Raw genomic sequence first — 20,219 nt, forward strand, 5'->3', positions numbered from 1 at the left:
TCGCTCATGCCGCAGCTCCGGCCCCGAGGTCGGCGCGCAGCCGTTCCAGCGCCGACCGGGCCTGGTGGCGCATCTGGTCGTCGACCGTGTGGGTCGCGTACCGGGCCTGGCGGTAGACGTGGGCGAACGGCGTCAGCACGGCCGCCTCCACGCGTTGCTCGGCGAGGAGACGGGCGACCAGGTCGGTCGGGCTGTCGCCGGCGTGCCGGGGGGTGCCGGCCGCTGCCGCGGCCTGCTCGAGGCGTACCCAGCAGGCGATGACGGCCCGCCGGGGGTCACGGTCGGTGTCGGAGAGCTCCTGCAGGCCCGCGTCGAGCGCGGCGACCAGATCCTCGGCCGTACGGGTCTCCGGCCGCGGCTCGGCCCGGCGGGCGCCCCGCCGCACCCGCCGCCGGCTCCGGTCACGGATCACGGCCCACGTGACCAGGATGAGCACCGCCAGCCCGGCCACCGCGAGGACGATCCACGCCGCGGTGCCGATCCAGCCCGGCAGCCCGCGGGCGGCCTCGACCGGCTCGGGGGTCGCGCTCTTCACCGCCTCGGGCGTCGGCGGCAGCAGCGGCGCGGCGGTCTCCTCGGCCGCGGCGGCGGCATCCGGGTTGAACCGCTCGAGTTGCGGCGCCGACCGGGTGGCCGCCAGCGAGGCGAGAAAGAGCAGCGCGAGGACGGCGGCGAGCGGCCACCAGCGACGCAGTGCGGCGAGATCCAATGCGCGGGCCCTGATCCGTGTACGAGGGGAAAGACGGCAGGACACGAATCATGCCAGGCCCGCGAGCCGTTTCGCACTGTCGAAGACGTCGTCGAGCATGGCCGGGGTGAGCCGGCCGGTGAAGGTGTTCTGCTGGGACACGTGATAGCAGCCGAGCAGCTCCGGCGCGCCCGGCACGGACACCCGTACGCCGTGGCCGAACGCGGGCCTGGGCACCGGCGGCTGCACGCCGTACACGGAGGTCAGGGCCGGCCACCACGCCGCCCAGGCGAAGGCACCCAGCGCGACCACCACCCGCAGGGTGGGTCTGAGGAGCGAGATCTCCCGCCGCATCCAGGGTGCGCACGTGTCGCGCTCGACCGGCAGGGGTTTGTTGTCCGGCGGCGCGCACCGGACCGCGGAGAAGACGCGGGTGTGCCGCAGCTCCAGGCCGTCGTCGGCGGAGACGCTGGTCGGCTGGTTGGCCAGGCCCGCGCGGTGCAGCGCGGCGAACAGCACGTCGCCGGAACGGTCGCCGGTGAAGATCCGGCCGGTCCGGTTGCCGCCGTGCGCGGCGGGCGCTAGGCCGAGGATCACGATCGGCGCGTCGGCGGGCCCGAACCCCGGGATCGGCCGCCCCCAGTACGTCCAGTCCCGGAACGCTGCACGCTTCGTGGCGGCGACCTCCTCACGCCACGTGACCAGGCGCGGGCAGGCGAAACAATCCGCGACGCCGGCGTCGAGCACGGTCAGGTCCGGCGCGGCGGCCGCGTGGGCGGCCACGTCTTCAGGGGTACGGCTGAGCACGCGTCCAGTATGTCCGCAGGGCCGGTTCAGCGCCGCCGGGTGAGGCAGAGCAGGTAGCCGTCGCCGGCCGTGCTGCTGTAGACGAAGTACTCCTCGTTCGCCTGGAAATACGTCTCGCAGGCGGTGCTGCGCGGGTCACTGCGGCCGTCGAGCCGGCCGACCACGGTGTACGCGGCGTACGCGGAACCGCACCCGACCACCTTCGCGTCGGCTTCGGCGTCCTCGCCGACCCGGACCGTGACCGGCGCCGCGAGGCAGTCGCCGACCGCCGCGTCCACCGCCTCGTCCTCGTCGCGCGACACCGTCAGCACCAGCACACCCAGCAGCGCCGCGACGGCACCGCCGAGGAGTTTGTTCACACCGGGTCAACGACCCGGGCGACTCGGCGTTGTCGTCGGGTCCGCGCTCGCCGGCGCCGTCTTCGTCGGCTTGCTGCCTGCCTTCTCGCTCTCGGCCGCCTTCGGTGCGGCCCCGGGCATGCGGAACGGCGCGTGCTCCGGACAGTACGGGTAGACGCCCGGGTCGACGTCCTCGACGTAGTTGCCGTCCTCGTCGTAGCACGAGGCATTGCCCAGGTGGATGGGCTGGCCGTTCTGGTCGAAGAGGCGCGCGTCGTCGATCAGCTTCCCCTCCTGGTCGTAGACGAACACGTCCTCCACACCGCTGTACGGGTTGTCGTAGTTCACGTCCGAGTAGTACGAGTCCCGGGTGCTGCTGTCGGCCTCGACGAACCCGGAGAACGCCACCATGACCAGCACGAACGACCCGAGGTAGAGGGCCAGACGCGGCCACCGGCGCAGCCGCAGCGACCGGCGCCCCAGCCAGATCGAGCCGAGGACGCCGACGCCGAGCAGGAACAGCGCCACCAGGTCGCTCCCGCCGATGCGCGGCAGCAGGCCGATCGGCTGCCCGGTGCCGTCCAGCATCACCGCGACCACCATCGCCGCCAGATAGCCGCGCACGACCCACCAGGCGGGACGCAGCAGCACGAAGAAGTCGCGGGCGCGCGGGTAGCCGAGCATCTTGCCGAGGCGCACGTCCACCATCCGCAGCAGGGGGTAGACGTGCTCGCGCAGCTGCGGGACGAACTGCTCGCGGAGCTCCGCGAACGGGTTGACCGACCGCGGCGGGTCGGGGAAGCCGCCCACGAACGGCGCCGTGCCGCGCAGCTCGGCGGCGTACGCCTCCGGGCTGCCCAGGCGCTCCGTGAGCGACCCTTCACCGTCGGCCATGACCTCGGTCAAGTGCTCGGCAAGATCCTCGAGCAACTCGTCGCGCTGCGCCTCGGGCAGATCCCCGAGCGCCGCGCGGACCGCGAACACGTACGCGGTGATCTCGTCATGAGCCGTGGAATTCACGCCGTCTCCCGCTCGTCTCCCGCTCGTGAAGCAGATCGTCCATCGTTGATGCGAACCCGTGCCAGATCTTGCCCGACCGCTGCAACTCGTCCCGCCCGGCGGCGTTCAGCGAGTAGTACTTCCGGTGCGGCCCCTCGACACTCGGCACCACGTACGTGGTCAGCAGGCCGGCGTTGAAGAGGCGGCGCAGCGTGCCGTACACGGAGGCATCGCCGACCTCGGCGAGGCCGGCGGTGCGGAGGCGGCGGAGGATGTCGTAGCCGTAGCCGTCCTCGTCGCGGAGGGCGGCGAGGACGGCAAGATCCAGGACTCCCTTGAGGAGCTGGGTCGTATCCACGGGGAGCACAGTAGTGCGCGGTGCGAAGTAGTGTCCAATCAATGCCCCGGCGCGCCGCCGCCGAAGACGTAGCGGTTCCTCTCGCGGTCGAAACGGACCGCCACCGGCCGGGACGGAAGGCCGAACCGTTCCACCGCCCAACCGACGGCGGCCGCGGTCAAACCCTCCACCTGGAAGTCGGTCTCGGCGTACCGAACGGAGCGGACCACGATGTCGACCGGGTGCCCGCTGACGGCGGCCGATATCTCCTCCGCCACGAGAGCGATGCCCGAGACCACGGCACTCATCATCTCGTCGTCGAGGGGTGCACCGTCGACGTCCTGCACCACCCGGACGCCGCTTTGCGACGAGGGACGCGCCTCGGCTGTGAAGGCGATCTGGATGCCCCACGACGCGTGCAGCACCTTGTAGTCGAAGGTGGTCACGGTCGCGGCGACCTGTGTCTCCAGCAGCGGGACGGCGTTCGAGTGGCCGGTGCTGCTCTCCATGGTGAGGATGGCCGGGCGGCGGCAGACGGTGGCCAGCCAGATCATGAAGCGTTCCACCGATCCGAAGTTGCGGCCGTCGGCAAGCTCCGCTGGGGAGAAGGAGAACTCGATCTCCCCGGGCTCGAAGGGGAAGCAGGTGAACCACATGGGCTCGACGTGGACCTCAAGCCGCACAGAGACGTCGGCCGCCCCCTCCCCGAAGAGAGTCGCTGGTGAGAGGTCCTCGGCCGAGATCTGCCTGCCGTTGTGCTCCAGCTCGTATGGCCATGGACCCGCCACGACGGCGCGGAACAGCTTCTCCCAGTGACGTATATCAGCGTCGAGTACGCAGATGTCGCGCAGGCTCCCGTCCGTCTCGAAGTCCGCAGGACGATAGCCGCCACTCAACCCGATCTCCACGGTCCGATCCTGGCGCACGGACCGCGAGGGGCTGCACCAACGTCGGCGACGTCGGCACAGCCCTGTTGCACCCAGCCGCTATCGGCACCTCGTCCGGTCTCTCGTACCGTGTGGACCACATCACGAGGTCTACTGCGACCCGGTTCACCCAGCGCGTCGATGGACAACCTCGCCGGGCTGCCGGGACCGGCCACGCGGGGCGGGTCGAGAACGAAATCCATCCATGCTCCCACCCACCCCACAAGGCGTGAGTTTGAACTCGTCAAGTGGCATTTCTCAAAAGCGGCACGCAGCCAAGAGCCGCATCCCGAAGTTTGATTCCGCCGAAGCCAACGCCATCGAGTTCCCGCCTCACCCTGCCGACTGCGTGAGCGGATTTCACCAGAATCGTCGTACGTGGGTTGTCCCCACGCGCAGGATTCAAGTATGGCGCAACCGAAACGGCGATATCTTCGCCGAACCACCACTGAGAAAGGTCGCCGGAGGCGCTGGAGTCCCTCGACAGGTCACCGAGCACCCCCAGGACGTGCTCAGTAGCGGCGTCCAGGAACGCCACGTAACTCCAGCCTTGGAGACCTCCCCATACGGCCGCGTCTTCCAGCATCAGGCCGATGGAATCGAATAGCGGGGTGAACTCACCGGTCCACGAGCAGCCGAATCGACTGCCCACAGCCAGCACCATCGCGCATTGCGCAGTGTCATGGGCTGCCATCCTTGCCACCAAGATGTCTGGCCTTGCCCTCCAGACGTTGTTACTGCCATGCAGACCCAGACGCACCTCGCCGGCCAGCTGCCCACCCAGCACAGGGAATTTCAATCCGGAATATATCGAGTTGATCGGCTCCAGATGCGCTGCGAATTCACGCAGGTCCGGACTCTTGCTCAAAGAACTTGAGGTATCAATCCTGAATGGCGGCGGCGCGTAGGTCGCCCGGTTTGCGGCGAAAAACCTCTGAGCGCGTTCAGACAGGTCACTGAAAGCCGCGTCGCTCGCCATAGTGGCCCACCCTCGAGATATTCGAACAATCTCTCACAGGACGGACAGAAGGGTATATCCGTCCCATGCACATCGTAACCATGTCCTTGGCTTCCGTTTGCGACATGAACCGCCTGTGAACGAGCTCCAGTGATCGGGGCACCCTGACTTTCCAGATCACACAGAGCGCCGATCTCGGCACAGCCTCCATGATGCCCTGTTGCCTGGACGGCAGTCTTCACATCAGGTGTCAGGTCTTCGAGCTCACGTGCTTGACTGGTGCCGAATCCGCGCGTTCCATCGGTTGCCACTGCCTCTGCCGCAACGTTCGTGTGCCCGATGTTCGCATCGGCGAGATCCAGAAGTTCGTCCGAAGCCTCGCCGCAGTTGTGTACGAGAACTGGTGTGGTGCCGGCGAGGACGTAGTACGTGTGGATGCCCGTGACGGTCAGGTTGTGGACCTGCTGGCCCGTCACCGAGATCGGGGTCCAACGCCGTGATCTTCACGTACGTGCCTGCCGCAGTCCGCAGCAGCGCATCCACGCTCAGCTCCGAAGCCGGCACCCACTTGTGCAGCGACTCCACCCAGAACGGGTGACCGTCGGTCGCGATGATCGTCTCCTCGTCGGAGGCACCCACCTTGACCGTGATCTGCACGAGGTCCTTGTCGCCCTCGCCCAGGATCGTCGCCTCGATCGGCTTGGCCGCCGTCTCACCGGTCTTCGGGTCAGTGGCCAGGACCTCGTCGCCGACCTTCAGGTCTTCGATCGCCTTGGTGGAACCGTCGGCCAGCACCACCTTCGTGCCCGGCACGAAGCTGTTCTTGGTCGCGCAACTCTCGCCGCCGCCGTCGCTCTTGCCGCCCCCGTCGCCCTTGCCGCCGCCCGGGTTGTCCCCGTCGGTCTTCTTCGGCGACGTGTCCTTCGCCCCGCTCGGGGCGTCCTTCGGCTTGGCCGGGCGGCGCAGGCTTCGGCGGGACGGACGTGGCAGTTCACCGTGCGCGCCCTTGGCGGTGTCACTGACGCGCCCCGGCAAGGCGGCGCGCGATGGTCTACGCGGCGGTGGTGATCTTCGACCCGACCGGTTGCCGCCGGCCGTCCAGCTCGCCTACGTCGGCTTACTGACATAATCGCCGCGTGCCACAAATGCTGCCCCCCGAAGCCGCCCGATTCGTGGTTCGTGACGGCGCTCCGACTGTTGCACTCTCCGTCGACGTGCCTGCCGATGTCATTACCGGCGAGTGGTCGCTCATCAATCGGCTCACGCTTGTGGTGGTGGACGGCCCGGGAGACGCGGGCTTCCTATTGCCGCGCTTGACGCCGGCCGGAGACGCGGCGCCCGAAGGATGGGACGAAGCAGTGGACCGAGCCGGAGGCAGCCACGTCGCGTTCGGAGCCGACGCGGGGGCGCCGACCGTGTTCGCGCGAAACATCGATTGATCAGCCGAATATCCGGCCCGTACGGGACATCGAAACCCTGTTGCGGCGAATCGCCTCGAGACGGCAGCGAAGCTGAGGCCTCACCGCCACCGCGGGTTTCTGTCGGGCTGGAAGTCACCGAAGAGGCCTTCATATTCGCCCGTCTCATCGGTGAAAACGTAATCAGGAACCGAGTGCGAGACGGCAGCGTGAAGATGAGCGAGAAGCACGTCACCGGACGCCATGTCGAGCGACAGTAGGTCTGCCACTTCCGACTGGCTGGGCCCCCTCGAAGACCACCGCTCCGGCGGCCTCGACCGCGGTCAGACCGCCGGACTCCGACCGGCGGACGTCCACACCCTCACCCCGCACGGGCAGGGCCAGTTCGGTCTCCGCCAGGTCGGCAGCGGCCTCCGCCGACTTCACAACCATCACGTACGAGTAGCCGACGCTGGACGCGCTCATCTTGAGGTCGACGCCGGGCAGTGCGTCCACGTACGTCGCGGTGTCACCGTCCAGGACCGGCGTGGGGAGGGTGCCGGGCCAGCCGTACGCGAGGGCCTTGCCGTCCTCGGCGAGCCTGATGAGGTCGCCGATGCCCCCGCCGGAGAACGCGAGGTCGTTGAACGCTCGACGTCGATCGAGCGAGGAGAAGTAACCGGATGAGGGGCCTCGCGCGCTGCCCCGAAGATCATCTATGTGACCGGAGTCACTTAAGGCGGTCTTAAGACAGCGAGAAGGCGATGCCCTCGAGGATGTCGTGCTCGCTGGCGACCACCGACAGCTTCCCGGCCCGCTCCATGATGATCCGCAGGATGAGCGCCCCTGCGCCGATCACGTCGGCCCGGCCCGGGTGCATCACCGGCAGGTCCCGGCGGTCCGCGACCGTCGAGCCCAACAGGTCGGCCGTCACCTTCGCCACGTCGTCGTACGGGATGCGGGCGTGGTGGATGCGGGAAGCGTCGTACTCGGGGAGGCGCAGGGCCAGCGCCGCGACCGTTGTGACCGAGCCGGCCAGACCGACCAGCGTCATCGTGCCGCGGCCCGAGACTTTGCGCAGCGCGGTGTCCACCGCGCGGGTGATGTCCTCCTCCGCGGCCGCCACCTCGGCCGGGGTGGGCGGGTCGCCGTGCAGGTGGCGTTCGGTCATGCGGACGCAGCCGATGTCCACCGAGACCGCGTGGTCGACCTGTTCGAAGCCGACGACGAACTCGGTGGAGCCGCCGCCGATGTCGACCACCAGGTACGGCGGTTCCGCGTTGAGACCGGTGACCGCGCCGGCGAAGGACAGGCGGGCCTCCTCCTCGCCGGTGATGACCTCCGGGTCGACGCCGAGCACGGCCCGGACCATCGAGCGGAAGTCGGCTGCGTTGGAGGCGTCGCGGGAGGCGGACGTCGCGCACATGCGGACCCGCTCCACGCCCAGTTCGGCGATCTCCGCCGCGTACCCGATCAGGGCCTTGCGGGTCCGCTCGACGGCCTCCGGGGCCAGCCGGCCGGTCCGGTCGACGCCCTCGCCCAGCCGGACGATCTCCATCCGCCGCGAGACGTCGGTCAGCGTCCCATCGGCCACGTCGGCGATCAGCAGTCGGATCGAGTTGGTGCCACAGTCGATCGCGGCGACTCGCACGCCGGGCCTCCTAAAGGTGGAGCAACATCCTCGTGTTGCCGAGCGTATTCGGCTTCACCCGCTCCAGGTCGAGGAACTCGGCGACACCCTCGTCGTACGAGCGCAGCAGCTGCTCGTACACGGCGTGCGGCACGGGCGCGCCGTCGATCTCCGCGAAGCCGAAGGACGCGAAGAAGCGGGTCTCGAAGGTCAGGCAGAAGACGCGGGCCACACCGAGCTCGCGGGCCACGCCGAGCAGCTCGGTGACGAGGCGGTGGCCGATCTTCTGACCGCGGTACGCGGGGTCGACGGCGACCGTACGGATCTCCGCCAGGTCCTCCCACATCACGTGCAGCGCGCCGCAGCCGATGACCCGGCGCTCGGCGGCGTCCACGGCGACCCAGAACTCCTGGACGCTCTCGTACAGGGTGACGGTGGCCTTGCTGAGCAGGCGCCGGTCCGCGGTGTAGGTGTCCACGAGCGCCCGGATGGCTTTGATGTCGGCCGTACGGGCCCGGCGGATGTCGATCTGCACGGCGGTCATGCGTCCGACGGGGGCCGCACGCACGGACCGTCCGCCCACCACGGCTCGACGGCAGCGCGGACCTCGTCGCCGAACGGGTTCACCCCGGGCCCGGCGGCGAGCGCATGCCCCAGGTGCACGTGCAGGCACTTGACGCGGTCCGGCATGCCGCCCGCGGAGATCTTCTCGATCTCCGGCACGTGCTGCACGGCTTCGCGGCGGGCCAGATAGTCCTCGTGGGCGGCGCGGTAACGCTGCGCCAGCTCCGGGTCGGTGGACAGCCGCTCCTGCATGTCACGCATGACGCCGGCGGACTCCAGGCGGCTGCACGCCGCCGTCGCCCGCGGGCAGGTCAGGTAGAACATGGTCGGGAACGGGGTGCCGTCGTCCAGGCGGGGCTCGGTCTCCACCACGTCCGGGTTCCCGCAGGGGCAGCGGTGCGCGACGGCGCGGGTGCCGCGGGGGCGGCGGCCGAGTTGCTCGGCGACGATCTCGAGATCGGTCTCGGAAGGAGTCGTCATCTACTTTCGGGATTCTGCATTGGCTGCGGCGACGCTTCCCCACAGTGTGTCGTACCACCGGTCGGGGGCTCCGGCCACGGGACGGCCCGCGTCGCGCGCGGCGCCCGCCGGGTCGTTGAGGACCAGCAGCGGCACTTCGCCCGGGCGGACGTAGAAGAGCCGGTCACGGGCCTGGATGCGGACGTACTCGGGGTCCTGCCATTTCTGGACCTCCTCCTCCAGGCCCTTGATCCGGTCCTGCTGCGCGGCCTGGTCGGCCTGCATCTGGGCGATCTGGGACTCCTGGGCGAGGTAGACCCGCACCGGATACGTGTACGCGAGAGCGAGCGCGACCAGCACGACGATCAGCACCGTGGCCCGCCCGGTGAAGGCCTTGGGGCGGGTGGCGACCGTACGCTTGGTGGCGCCCGACGCGGCCGCCCGGCGCGCGGCGGCCGGCCTGCTGCCGGAGCGGTTGAGGCTGCCGGTGGTGCGGGTGCCGACGGTGCGGCGCGGCTCGATGCGGGTGGCGCCGGTGTTGATGCGCGTGGGCCGGGCGCCACTGCGGACCCCCGGACGCCCCGCATGACCGGTGGAGCGGCGCGACGGCCCCTGCCCACTCGGTGTGCGGCGCTGCGTCATCCCTGCCCTCCCCCGGCACTCGCCAAGACCATGGAGTTGCGGCACCTGCTCTGCGGACACTATGCCCACAGGACGCGGAGCCACAACTCCATGATCCGTGACCGGGCGTTACGCGGTGCGGTAACGCGGGAACGCGCCCGCACCGGCGTACCGGGCGGCGCTGCCGAGCTCCTCCTCGATGCGCAGGAGCTGGTTGTACTTCGCGACACGGTCCGAGCGGGCCGGCGCGCCGGTCTTGATCTGACCGCTGCCGACGGCCACGGCCAGGTCGGCGATCGTGACGTCCTCGGTCTCGCCGGAGCGGTGGCTCATCATCGTCTTGAAGCCGGCCCGGTGCGCCATGTCCACGGCGTCCAGGGTCTCGGTGAGCGAGCCGATCTGGTTGACCTTGACGAGCACGGCGTTGGCCGCGCTCTCGGCGATGCCCCGGCCGATGCGGGTCGGGTTGGTGACGAACAGGTCGTCGCCGACGATCTGGAGCTTCGAGCCCAGCTGCGCGGTCATCGCCGACCAGCCGGCCCAGTCCTCCTCCGACAGCGGGTCCTCGATCGAGACGATCGGGTACGTCTCCGCCAGCTTGGCGTAGTAGTTGATCATCTCCTCGGTCGACTTCGGCGAGCCCTCGAAGACGTACGCGCCGTCCTTGTGGAACTCGGTCGCGGCGACGTCCATCGCCAGCACGATGTCGGTGCCGAGCGCGAAGCCGGCGGCCTGCACGGCCTCGGCGATCAGGTCCAGCGCGGAGGCGTTCGACGGCAGGCTGGGCGCGAAGCCACCCTCGTCGCCGAGGCCGGTCGACAGGCCCTTCTTCTTCAGCACGGACTTGAGCGCGTGGTAGACCTCGGCGCCGGTCCGCAGCGCCTCGCGGAACGAGGACGCGCCGATCGGGGCGATCATGAACTCCTGCACGTCGACGTTCGAGTCGGCGTGGGCGCCACCGTTGAGGATGTTCATCATCGGCACCGGCAGCAGGTGCGCGTTGGGGCCGCCCAGGTAGCGGAACAGCGGCAGCTCGGCGCTCTGCGCGGCAGCCTTGGCCACGGCCAGGGAGACGCCGAGGATCGCGTTGGCGCCCAGCTCCGACTTGTCCGAGGTGCCGTCGATGTCGAGCATCTTCTCGTCGATCAGGCGCTGCTCGCTGGCCTCGTACCCGAGCAGCTCGTCGGCGATCTTGTCCTCGACGTTGCTGACCGCCTTCTCGACGCCCTTGCCGAGGTAACGGCCCTTGTCGCCGTCACGCAGCTCGAGCGCCTCGAACGCGCCGGTGGAGGCGCCGGACGGGACCGCGGCGCGGCCGATGGTGCCGTCGTCCAGACCGACCTCGACCTCGACGGTCGGGTTGCCGCGCGAGTCGAGAATCTCCCGGGCGACGATCGCTTCAATGGTGGCCATCTGTCGAATCGCTCCTCATGTTCGTACGGATAATTCCTCAGACCGCGACCCTGCGGCCGACCACGACCCTGAGGGTATCGACCCGGGGTTCCCGGCGTGGCGGCGGCCGGTGAACTTCCGGCGGCACTTGCCTCAGGCCCGGCGCGGCCCTGCCGATCACCCGTGTTGCCATGACTACCACCGCGCACCTCCCCGATGCCGGCTCGTACGTCGAGATGACCGCCTCCGACGAGCAGGCCGCCCGCGTCCGCGTCGTCCACGCCGAGGGCGCGGGCCTGACCCTGTCGGCGCCGCAGGCCGCCGTGCCCCCGGTGGGCACACCGGTCACGCTGCGCTGGTCCGCCGCGCCGCGCGGCAGATACGCCCTCCCTTGCGCCGTCATCGGCATCGAGGAGAACCGGGTGGAGCTGCGCGCGTCGGGCACCGCCGAGATCGAGCAGCAGCGCCTGTTCGTCCGCGGCGGTGGCGGCGAGCGCATCATCATGCGCCGGCCGGGCTGGGCGGACGCCCACGGCTGGATCCGCGACATCAGCGAGCACAGCATGCGCGCCCACTTCGAAGGCACGAACGTGGCCGCCGGCGAGGAGCTCCAGCTGTGGATCCAGCTGGGCAACGAGATCGTCGACATCCCGGCCGTGGCGTCCCGCGTCGCGATGCTGCCCCAGCAGGTGCCGCCGGGGCCGATGTCGGTGGAGATCGTGGCCATCTTCGCCACGGACGAGAGTCAGGCCCGCGTCATCCGCCGGTACGTGATGCGCCAGCAGCTGCTCAGCCGTACCCGCGCTTGAGCGGCCATTCATCCACGCAGAGCGACCGGGTGAATACCGGTTTGCGCGCGCTTGCGCACATCGGCAAAGGTGGGCTCGTGCCCTCCTCCCGTCTGCGCCTCACGGCGGCCGCTCTGCTCGCGCTCGCCGCCACGGCCGGCTGCTCGGACCTGGACGACCCGGCGGCGCAGGGGCTCAGCCGCAACGACCTGGTCGCCGACCTCGCCGCCCAGCTCTCGAACGCGGGCACCCTCACGTACGAGGCGACGTACCAGCTGCCCGGCGGCAAGACGGCGACCATCGCGCAGACCCAGAAACCGGCCCGCTCGGCGTACGTCTACCCGGGCGGCAAGCTGATGGTGACCGCGGACGCCACCACGGAGTGCCGCACCACCACCAAGCCGGCAACCTGCACGATGACGGCACCGGCCACCCCCACCAGCCCACCCCCGCCCACGGTGTTCCGCGGCGCCGACGCCAGCGGCATGATCACCCCGGCCACCGTGCTGACGCTGCTCAACAAGGCCGTCCTCGACCCGGACGTCCAGGTCGACCAGCACGACACGACGATCGCCGGCCGGCACGCCACCTGCGTGGAGTTGCTGGGCGTCGACGGCGCGGCGGCCCGGGACTTCCGCACGTGCGTCACGAACGAGGGGGTGCTGGGCAGCTTCAGCGGAATGCTGAACCAGACCAACGTCGACGTGGCGATGACCCACTACGCGGACCAGGTCGCGGAGGAAACGTTCAAGACGCCCCCGGCTGCCAAGATGGTCGACCGCCGCGGCACCTGAGGGCGCGTGGTCGGGCAGCGCTGCGATCAGGCGCTGGCCAGCCCTTCCAAATCGCACCGCGGCGTCCTGAGCCCGCAAGGATCCGGACAGCACGATGCGGGCGCCCGCCAAGTCATGGATGGTCTTCAAGCTCGAGCTGCGCTCGCGCCGGAGCTTGTCGATGCTGGTGCCGGTCGTCTTGAGTCGCACCGTGGGCTCGAAGCCGAGTTCTCGCAGCGAGCTTCCGACCTCTTGGAGCGCCTCGTCGTAGGCATCGAGGACGGACTCCAACAGCTCGAAGTCCTCCGCCGCCGGGGTGTCGGCATCGCGCAACCGATCGCCAAGTTCATCCAGTTGCTTCTTGCTGATCGGGAGTCCCGGCACCGGCCGAATCCGCCGCAAGCGGGCACCCTCTTCGTGAGGCGCGGGGCAGGCCGCCGGAGCGAGAAAGGGCGGCCGTCAGACGCCGAGGAGGGTGCGCAGGTGGCGGGGTGGCGGGGAGCCGTGCGCGAGCATCGCGTCGTGCCAGGCCTTGGGGGTTGCGCCGAACGGGCGGGCCGCCGCGATCGCCGCGATCTCCGTGTAGCCGACGAAGTAGGTGGAGAGCTGGGTGGAGGTCAGCAGCGCCCGCTTCCATTTGCCGGCCGCCTCGCCCTCCTCCTGGAAGCCGCGCGTGGTCATCAGCGCCATCGCCTCCGATTCCGGGAGGTCGTCGCAGTGGACGAGTTGGTCGATGACCGCGTTGAGGCTCATGCGGAGCTGCATCTTGAGCTGCTGGAGGCGGACGGGGAGGCCGCCGAAGCCGAGGCCGGCCATCAGCTCCTCCGCGTAGACCGCCCAGCCCTCCACGAACGGGCCGGAGAAGCCGAGCGCGCGGACGCGGGTGCCGGCGCGGAAGCGGCGGGAGTGGGCGAGCTGGAGGAAGTGGCCCGGCATCGCCTCGTGCACGGTCAGGTTGCGCAGCATGTGGTCGTTGTATTCGCGGTAGAACGATTCGATGCGGTCGCGCGGCCAGTCGGCGGGGGCCGGGGCGATGCAGTAGAACGTGGGGACGTCGGCGGTCTCGAGCGGGCCGGGCGGGTCGCAGTAGGCGACGGCGACGCCGCGGGCGAACTCCGGCATCTCCTCGATGAGGCACGGGTCGTCGACGAGGGTCATCAGGCCGTGGTCGCGGACGAACTCCGTGGCCTCGGCCATCGTGACCTTCGCCAGGTCGACGATCGTGGACTCGTCGGGGTGCTCGGCGGCCAGGGTGTCGAGGGCTCGGCGCACGGTCTCGTCGGTGGCCGGGCCGCCGACGAGCTCCGCCGCGGCCTCGCGCAGCCGGGCGCCGACATCGTCGATGTTGCGCCGCGCGCGGGCGAGGACCTCCGCGGCGGGCAGCTCGGTGTCGAGCGTGTGCCAGAGCCGGGCCTCCCAGAGCGGGCGTCCCAGGCGGGGGTCGCGTCCCGGCTCGCCGCTCTCCAGGCGGGCCCGCAGCCAGCCGTCGAACTCGGCCAGCGCGTCGAGCGCGGCGGCGGCCGCCGGCTCCACGGCCGGGCGCAGGCCGGGCGCCTCGGTGAGCATTCGCGGCACCTGGTCGCGGATCAGGGCCGCCGTGCCGGCGAACTGGCCGACCGCGGTCTCGGCGTGCAGGCGCGGCACGTCGCGCAGCACCGCGCGGGCGGTGGCGAGCGTGTCGGGCACCGCGGCGAGGCGGCCGCCGAGGCTGGTGAGCCGCTCCTCGGCGGGTGCGAACGGGCGGGCGAGGAGCGCGTGCAGCAGCGGGCCCGGGTTGTGCGCCAGCGGGTTCCACTCGTGCTCGCGCACGTCGGTGAGCTCGAAGATGCGGCGCTCCACGACGGCCGACAGGATCGCGTGGTCGACCTGGTCCTGCTCGCCGAAGGCGTCGGGGTCGAGGCCGGCGAGGGCGTCCGCCGCGTCGCGCAGCATGGTGACCCGTTCGGCCACCGCGCCGGGCGAGCGGTCGGGCAGCCGGTCGTCGTAGCGGTGGTCGCCCGCGAACGACGCCAGGGCGGGGTCGGTCTCGAGGATGGCGTCGACGATGCGCTCGGCGAGCGGCACGAACTCCGGCATGGAGCGAAATCTACTCGGCGGGTCCGACATTCTCCTGGGCACGCACGTCGTCGGCGTACGCGAGGGCCGCCTGGCGCAGCAGTGCCTCGGGGTCGAGCCCGTCGGCGCGGGCCTGCGCGACCAGCCGTAACAGGGTGGCGCCCAGGTCGTCGCCGGCCGGCAGCGGCACCGCGAGCCCGGCGCGGTCCGTACGCTGGAGGATCTTCGCGGCCAGCGACAGGGCCGGCTGGCTCAGCGCGATGCCGTCGAGCACCGACTGCCGGGCCTTCTCCTCCTTCTTGATCCGCTCCCAGTTGTCGATGATGGCCTGCACGCCGTCGACGTCCTCGCCCGCGAACACGTGCGGGTTGCGGCGCACCATCTTGTCCACTAGGCCGCCGGCCACGTCGTCGACGGTCCAGCGTTCGTCCTCGGGCAGGTCTTCCGCGAGGCGCGCGTGCAGGACCACCTGCAGCAGCACGTCGCCGAGCTCCTCGCGCAGGGCCGCGAGGTCCTGCGACACGATCGCGTCGTACGCCTCGTAGCTCTCCTCGAGCAGGTACGGCGCGAGCGTCTCGTGGGTCTGCTGCTGCTTCCACGGATCCCCGCCGGGCGACACGAGCCGGTCCATCACCGCGACCGCGTCGAGCAGCCGGGCGCCGGGCGGGTCCCAGGAGCCGTAGCAGAGCTCGAGCTCGGCGAGGGCGGGTTCGCGGGCCAGCCGCAGCCCGAGCCGGCGGGCGAAGTCCTCGTCCCCGGCCGCCCCGGCGAGCCAGACGACCGTGGGCTGCGCGGCCAGGGCGGCCACGAGGATCTCCGGGTCGGGCTCGACGACCTGCACGGCCACGCCGGCCGAACGCAGCGCCGTGGCCTGCTCGCTGTCGGCGGCGGCGTACACCGGGGAGCTGCGGACCAGGTCCCAGGCCGCCGCCGTGAGCAGTCCGGCCGGCAGTCTCGGGGAGGTGACCAGCAGGACGATGCGCCCGGCGCCGGGCATCAGGCGACGTTTGCCACGGCGGAGACGTCGGTGACGTACGTGTCGCCGGACTGGTCGTCGCCGGCGAGCGGCAGCACGATCAGCGGCACGTCCTTGCCGTCCGAGCCCTGGGCCGAGAGCAGGGAGACCTGCTGATCGCCGTACCGCGGGTTGAGCTTGACGTGCTCGTCCGCCACGATCTTCTCCAGCTCGCCGCGCAGCGCCACGTACGTCTCGAGCAGCGACTTGTTCTCCGGAGACAGCGTGTTCTTGAACTGCTCGAAGGTCGTGGAGGGGTCGGCGACGCCGCCCTTGACGAGCCGCTGGTGCACGTCGCGCAGGTCGGCGTCGGTGAGCGTCGCCGGGCTGACCGCGCCCTGCAGGGCGGTCCGCAGCCGGTACGTCTCCGTGTAGAGCCGCGTGTACTCCCACTCGGGCGAGTAGTTGCGCGCCTGGGCGACCTGCTCGACGGTCGGCGAGTCGGCGGCCTGCAGATTGTGCGCCTTCGCGGACTTGCGCAGCACGTCGACGGTCAGCAGCGTGTTGAGCACGTCCTGCTGCTTGATCGGCATGGCCAGCGGAGGCAACGGCTCGGCGGAGTCGCCCTTCTGCTGCCGGGCCTGCTCCCGCGCGGCGGTCAGCTGGTCGCGGACCTGGTCGTAGATGCCCTGCACGCGGTCCTCGGTGATGGTGCCGCCGCCCACGTACGCCGCCACGTCGGGCGACTGCTGGCAGGCGGTCAGGCCGGCGACGGCGAGGACGGCGACGACGGCGGTGGATGCGAGTCGGCGGGCACGCTGCATGGTCATGACTCTCTCACGATCGGGATGTGACGCCGGTAACCGGGGCCGGGATGTCACCCAGCACGTCCTTGAGCAGCTGGGTGCACCACTGCAGGAGGGCCAGGTCACGCAGCGGCTCGCCGCCGACCCGGCGGGTGGTCGGACGCGGCACGCTGACCTGGTCGTTGGCCGGCTTGTAGACCGAGTCCGGGTGGTAGCGCTTGAGCCGCATCTGCTTGGAGTCCGGCAGCGGCAGCGGCGAGAAGCGCAGGTGCTTGCCCTGCACCGAGACGTCGGTGAGGCCGTACGCCCGCGCGACCAGCCGGAACCGGGCGACCGCGATGAGGTTGGCGACCTGGGCCGGCGGCTCGCCGTACCGGTCGGTCATCTCGGCGACCACCTCGTCGAGGCGGGCGTCGTCGCGGGCCTCGGCGAGCTTGCGGTACATCTCCAGGCGCAGCCGCTCCACGGAGATGTACTCGACCGGCAGGTGCGCATCGACCGGCAGGTCCACCTTGACCTCGGGCTCCTCCTCGGGCCGCTCGCCCTTGAAGGCCTGCACCGCCTCGCCGACCATGCGCACGTACAGGTCGAAGCCGACGCCCTCGATGTGGCCGGACTGCTCGCCGCCGAGCAGGTTGCCCGCCCCGCGGATCTCGAGGTCCTTCATGGCCACGTACATGCCGGCGCCGAGCTCGGTGTGCTGCGCGATGGTGGCGAGCCGCTCGTGGGCCTGCTCGGTCAGCGGCTTCTCGCGCGGGTACAGGAAGTACGCGTACGCGCGCTCGCGGCCGCGCCCGACCCGGCCGCGGATCTGGTGCAGCTGGGCCAGGCCGAGCAGGTCGGCCCGCTCGACGATGAGCGTGTTGGCGTTCGGGATGTCGATGCCCGACTCCACGATGGTCGTGCAGACCAGGACGTCGAACTCCTTCTCCCAGAAGCCGACCATCACCTTCTCGAGCTGTTCCTCGCTCATCTGCCCGTGCGCGACCGCGACCCGGGCCTCGGGCACGAGCTCGCGCAGCTTGCGCGCGGCCCGGTCGATCGACTCGACCCGGTTGTGCAGGTAGAACACCTGGCCGTCGCGGAGCAGCTCGCGGTGGATGGCGGCGGCGACCTGCTTGTCGTCGTGCGCGCCGACGAACGTCAGCACCGGGTGCCGCTCCTCCGGCGGGGTGGCGATGGTCGACATCTCGCGGATGCCGGTGATGGCCATCTCGAGCGTGCGCGGGATCGGCGTGGCGGACATGGTGAGCACGTCCACCGAGGCGCGCAGGGCCTTGAGCTGCTCCTTGTGCTCGACGCCGAAGCGCTGCTCCTCGTCCACGATGATCAGCCCGAGGTTCTTGAACCGGGTCGAGTTGGCCAGCAGCCGGTGCGTGCCGATGACGATGTCGGCGGTGCCGTCGGCGGCCTGCTCCAGCGTGAGCGCCGCCTCCTTGGGCGTCTGGAACCGCGACAACTGCTTGACGCTGATCGGGAACTGGCTCATCCGCTCGGCGAACGTGTTGTAGTGCTGCTGCGCGAGCAGGGTGGTCGGCACGAGGATCGCGACCTGCTTGCCGTCCTGCACGGCCTTGAAGGCCGCGCGAACGGCGATCTCGGTCTTGCCGTACCCGACGTCGCCGCAGATCAGGCGGTCCATCGGTACGGCGAGCTCCATGTCGTGCTTGACCTCGCTGATGGCGGCGAGCTGGTCCGGCGTCTCCTGGTACGGGAACGCGTCCTCCAGCTCGCGCTGCCACGGGGTGTCCGGGCCGAACGCGTGGCCCTGGGACGCCTGGCGGGCGGCGTACAGCTGGATCAGCTGGGCCGCGATCTCGCGGACCGCCTTGCGTGCGCGGGCCTTGCTCTTCTGCCAGTCCGAGCCGCCCATCTTGTGCAGGCTGGGCTGCTCGCCGCCGACGTAGCGGGAGAGCTGGTCGAGCTGGTCGGTGGGGACGAACAGCCGGTCGCCGGGCTGGCCGCGCTTGCTGGGGGCGTACTCGATGACCAGGTATTCGCGGTCGGCGCCGTTGACCGTGCGCTGCACGAGCTCGATGTAGCGGCCGATGCCGTGCTGCTCGTGCACGACGAAGTCGCCGGTCTTGAGCTCCAGCGGGTCGATCGTGTTGCGCCGGCGGCTCGGCATCTTGCGCATGTCCTTGGTGGACGCGCCGCGGCCGCCGCTGATGTCGTTGCCGGTGATGACGGCGAGCCGGGAGCCGTCGTCGATGAAGCCGTGGTTGAGCCCGCCGCAGGTGATCAGGAGCTGGCCGGTTTCGATGCCGGTCTCGATGGCGTCGACCGGGGTGACGCCGAGGCCGGCGTCGCGCAGCAGCTCGGTGGCCCGCTGGGCGGTGCCGTGGCCCTCGAAGACCAGCGCGATCGCCCACTGCTCGGCGGCCCACCGGCGCAGGTCGTCGGCGAGCCGCGCGGTGTCGCCGTGGTAGAGCGGGACCGGCTGCGCGCGCAGCGAGACGGCGTCGCCCGTGTCGGGCGTGACCTCCACCTCCGGGGTCTCCAGCCACGGCGTGTCGGAGGCGGACGCTTCCTCGGCCTCGGCGAGGCCGAACGGTGACACGGTCCACCACGGCTGGCGCAGGGTCGCGGCGTGCGCGCGGACATCCGCGAGGGTCCGGAAGGCGGCGGCGCCGACATCGATCGGGGCCTGGCCGCCGACGGCGGCCGCGGCCCAGCTGGCCTCGAGGAACTCGTCGGAGGTGCGGGTCAGGTCGTGGGCCCGGGTACGGATCCGCTCCGGGTCGCACAGCAGCACGTGGGTGCCCACAGGCATGCAGTCGATCAGCAGCTCCATGCTGCCGGTGCCCTGCAGCAGCGCCGGGGCCAGCGATTCCATGCCCTCGACCGGGATGCCCTCGGCGAGCTTGTCGAGGATCTCCGCCAGCTCGGGGTGCTCCTGGGCCAGCTCGGCGGCGCGCGCCCGCACCGACGGGGTCAGCAGCAGCTCGCGGCAGGGCGGCGCCCAGAGCCGGTCGACGGGGTCGATCGTGCGCTGGTCGGCGACGGCGAAGGTGCGGATCTCCTCCACCTCGTCGCCCCAGAACTCGACCCGGGACGGGTGCTCGTCGGTGGGCGGGAACACGTCGAGGATGCCGCCGCGCACGGCGAACTCGCCGCGCTTGGTGACCAGGTCGACGCGGGCGTACGCCATGTCGGTGAGCCGCCGCGCGACGTCCTCCAGCTCGGCCGTTCCCCCGGCGTGCAGCTCGACCGGCTCGAGGTCGCCGAGCCCCTTGAGCTGGGGCTGCAGCAGGGAACGCACGGGCGCGACGACGACCTGCAGCGGCTCGCCACCGGACTCCGCGGGGTGCGCGAGGCGGCGCAGCACGGCCAGGCGGCGGCCGACGGTGTCGGAGCGGGGCGAGAGCCGCTCGTGCGGGAGCGTCTCCCAGGACGGGTACACGGCGATGCGGCCGGGGTCGAGGAGGCAGCCGAGCGCGTTCGCGAGGTCGTCGGCCTCCCGGCTCGTGGCGGTGACGGCGAGCACGGGACGCCCGGCGCCGCCGAGGTCGGCCGGTCCGGCGACCGACGCGACCACGAACGGGCGCAGCGACGCGGGAGCGGTCAGGTCGAGCGCGTCGGAGTCCACTCCGCCCTTGCGGGCCAGGTCACGGGCCCGCGCCAGCCCGCGGTCACGCAGGGCGGCCGGGATGAGGCCACTGAGTTGCATGAAAAAAGCTCTCCCGACAGGCACATCGAAAACCCCCGACGCCAGTTGGACGGGGG

General features: G+C 70.8%; 21 protein-coding genes. 3 read left to right on the plus strand and 18 right to left on the minus strand.

The window, feature by feature from the left end; genetic code table 11:
* Nucleotides 1-4 precede the first annotated feature (4 nt).
* The 8 genes from AB0K03_RS20900 to AB0K03_RS20935 form a co-directional block, all read right to left on the minus strand.
* Nucleotides 5-709: a DUF4129 domain-containing protein gene (locus AB0K03_RS20900; protein ID WP_364687266.1), complete on the minus strand. Its 705-nt coding sequence runs from the start codon at nt 707-709 to the stop codon at nt 5-7.
* A 48-nt stretch (nt 710-757) separates the two neighbouring features.
* The gene (locus tag AB0K03_RS20905) at nt 758-1,495 is read right to left on the minus strand and encodes a uracil-DNA glycosylase (RefSeq protein ID WP_364687268.1); all 738 of its coding nucleotides are present in this window, start codon (nt 1,493-1,495) and stop codon (nt 758-760) included.
* Nucleotides 1,496-1,521: 26 nt separating this feature from the next.
* On the minus strand, nt 1,522-1,854 hold the full coding sequence (locus AB0K03_RS20910; RefSeq protein ID WP_364687270.1) for an LppU/SCO3897 family protein: 333 nt from the start codon (nt 1,852-1,854) through the stop codon (nt 1,522-1,524).
* A gap of 6 nt (nt 1,855-1,860) precedes the next feature.
* Nucleotides 1,861-2,853: an HAAS signaling domain-containing protein gene (locus tag AB0K03_RS20915; RefSeq protein WP_364687272.1), complete on the minus strand. Its 993-nt coding sequence runs from the start codon at nt 2,851-2,853 to the stop codon at nt 1,861-1,863.
* Nucleotides 2,834-3,190, minus strand: coding sequence for a PadR family transcriptional regulator (locus AB0K03_RS20920; protein WP_364687274.1), 357 nt, complete (start codon nt 3,188-3,190; stop codon nt 2,834-2,836). The genes AB0K03_RS20915 and AB0K03_RS20920 overlap by 20 nt, the downstream gene beginning before the upstream one ends.
* A 38-nt stretch (nt 3,191-3,228) precedes the next feature.
* On the minus strand, nt 3,229-4,077 hold the full coding sequence (locus AB0K03_RS20925; protein ID WP_364687276.1) for a hypothetical protein: 849 nt from the start codon (nt 4,075-4,077) through the stop codon (nt 3,229-3,231).
* 262 nt (nt 4,078-4,339) lie between these two features.
* Nucleotides 4,340-5,074, minus strand: a complete 735-nt coding sequence (locus tag AB0K03_RS20930) for a hypothetical protein (RefSeq protein WP_364687278.1) — start codon at nt 5,072-5,074, stop codon at nt 4,340-4,342.
* Between the two features lie 243 nt (nt 5,075-5,317).
* Entirely contained in the window at nt 5,318-6,088 is a 771-nt protein-coding gene (locus AB0K03_RS20935) for a Hint domain-containing protein (RefSeq protein ID WP_364687280.1), read from the minus strand.
* 101 nt (nt 6,089-6,189) lie between these two features.
* On the opposite strand from AB0K03_RS20935, the gene AB0K03_RS20940 reads away from it, so the two are divergent.
* Nucleotides 6,190-6,492: a hypothetical protein gene (locus tag AB0K03_RS20940; protein ID WP_364687282.1), complete on the plus strand. Its 303-nt coding sequence runs from the start codon at nt 6,190-6,192 to the stop codon at nt 6,490-6,492.
* 210 nt (nt 6,493-6,702) lie between these two features.
* On the opposite strand, the gene AB0K03_RS20945 is transcribed toward AB0K03_RS20940, so the two are convergent.
* The 6 genes from AB0K03_RS20945 to eno form a co-directional block, all read right to left on the minus strand.
* Nucleotides 6,703-6,966 carry a hypothetical protein gene (locus AB0K03_RS20945; RefSeq protein ID WP_364687284.1) on the minus strand — a complete coding sequence of 88 codons (264 nt, stop codon included), beginning with the start codon at nt 6,964-6,966 and terminating at the stop codon, nt 6,703-6,705.
* 229 nt (nt 6,967-7,195) lie between these two features.
* Complete coding sequence (locus AB0K03_RS20950) at nt 7,196-8,101, minus strand: Ppx/GppA phosphatase family protein (protein ID WP_364687286.1); 906 nt, start codon at nt 8,099-8,101, stop codon at nt 7,196-7,198.
* Between the two features lie 10 nt (nt 8,102-8,111).
* Nucleotides 8,112-8,624 (minus strand): amino-acid N-acetyltransferase, encoded by a 513-nt coding sequence (locus AB0K03_RS20955; protein WP_364687288.1) that lies wholly within the window; start codon nt 8,622-8,624, stop codon nt 8,112-8,114.
* On the minus strand, nt 8,621-9,124 hold the full coding sequence (locus AB0K03_RS20960) for a DUF501 domain-containing protein (protein WP_364687290.1): 504 nt from the start codon (nt 9,122-9,124) through the stop codon (nt 8,621-8,623). The genes AB0K03_RS20955 and AB0K03_RS20960 overlap by 4 nt, the downstream gene beginning before the upstream one ends.
* Entirely contained in the window at nt 9,125-9,745 is a 621-nt protein-coding gene (locus tag AB0K03_RS20965) for a septum formation initiator family protein (RefSeq protein ID WP_364687292.1), read from the minus strand.
* Between the two features lie 108 nt (nt 9,746-9,853).
* Nucleotides 9,854-11,137: a phosphopyruvate hydratase gene (eno, locus tag AB0K03_RS20970; RefSeq protein ID WP_364687293.1), complete on the minus strand. Its 1,284-nt coding sequence runs from the start codon at nt 11,135-11,137 to the stop codon at nt 9,854-9,856.
* Nucleotides 11,138-11,307: 170 nt separating this feature from the next.
* Between eno and AB0K03_RS20975 the strand changes: the two genes are divergently transcribed.
* A complete protein-coding gene (locus AB0K03_RS20975; RefSeq protein WP_364687295.1) occupies nt 11,308-11,925 on the plus strand; it encodes a hypothetical protein in 618 nt (205 codons plus the stop codon).
* Nucleotides 11,926-12,002: 77 nt separating this feature from the next.
* A complete protein-coding gene (locus tag AB0K03_RS20980; protein WP_364687297.1) occupies nt 12,003-12,698 on the plus strand; it encodes a hypothetical protein in 696 nt (231 codons plus the stop codon).
* A 438-nt stretch (nt 12,699-13,136) separates the two neighbouring features.
* Here the strand turns inward: AB0K03_RS20980 and AB0K03_RS20985 are convergent, their stop codons facing one another.
* The 4 genes from AB0K03_RS20985 to mfd are packed head-to-tail and all read right to left on the minus strand — an operon-like array spanning nt 13,137 to nt 20,163.
* Complete coding sequence (locus tag AB0K03_RS20985; RefSeq protein ID WP_364687299.1) at nt 13,137-14,753, minus strand: DUF885 domain-containing protein; 1,617 nt, start codon at nt 14,751-14,753, stop codon at nt 13,137-13,139.
* Nucleotides 14,754-14,763: 10 nt separating this feature from the next.
* Entirely contained in the window at nt 14,764-15,729 is a 966-nt protein-coding gene (locus AB0K03_RS20990; protein ID WP_364687301.1) for a nucleoside triphosphate pyrophosphohydrolase, read from the minus strand.
* Nucleotides 15,729-16,517 (minus strand): SurA N-terminal domain-containing protein, encoded by a 789-nt coding sequence (locus AB0K03_RS20995; RefSeq protein ID WP_364687303.1) that lies wholly within the window; start codon nt 16,515-16,517, stop codon nt 15,729-15,731. The genes AB0K03_RS20990 and AB0K03_RS20995 overlap by 1 nt, the downstream gene beginning before the upstream one ends.
* A 7-nt stretch (nt 16,518-16,524) precedes the next feature.
* The gene (gene mfd, locus AB0K03_RS21000; RefSeq protein ID WP_364687305.1) at nt 16,525-20,163 is read right to left on the minus strand and encodes a transcription-repair coupling factor; all 3,639 of its coding nucleotides are present in this window, start codon (nt 20,161-20,163) and stop codon (nt 16,525-16,527) included.
* Between the last annotated feature and the right edge of the window lie 56 nt (nt 20,164-20,219).

The sequence above is a fragment of the Actinoplanes sp. NPDC049316 genome (assembly GCF_040677315.1).
In the GTDB taxonomy this organism is placed as follows: Bacteria; Actinomycetota; Actinomycetes; order Mycobacteriales; family Micromonosporaceae; genus Actinoplanes.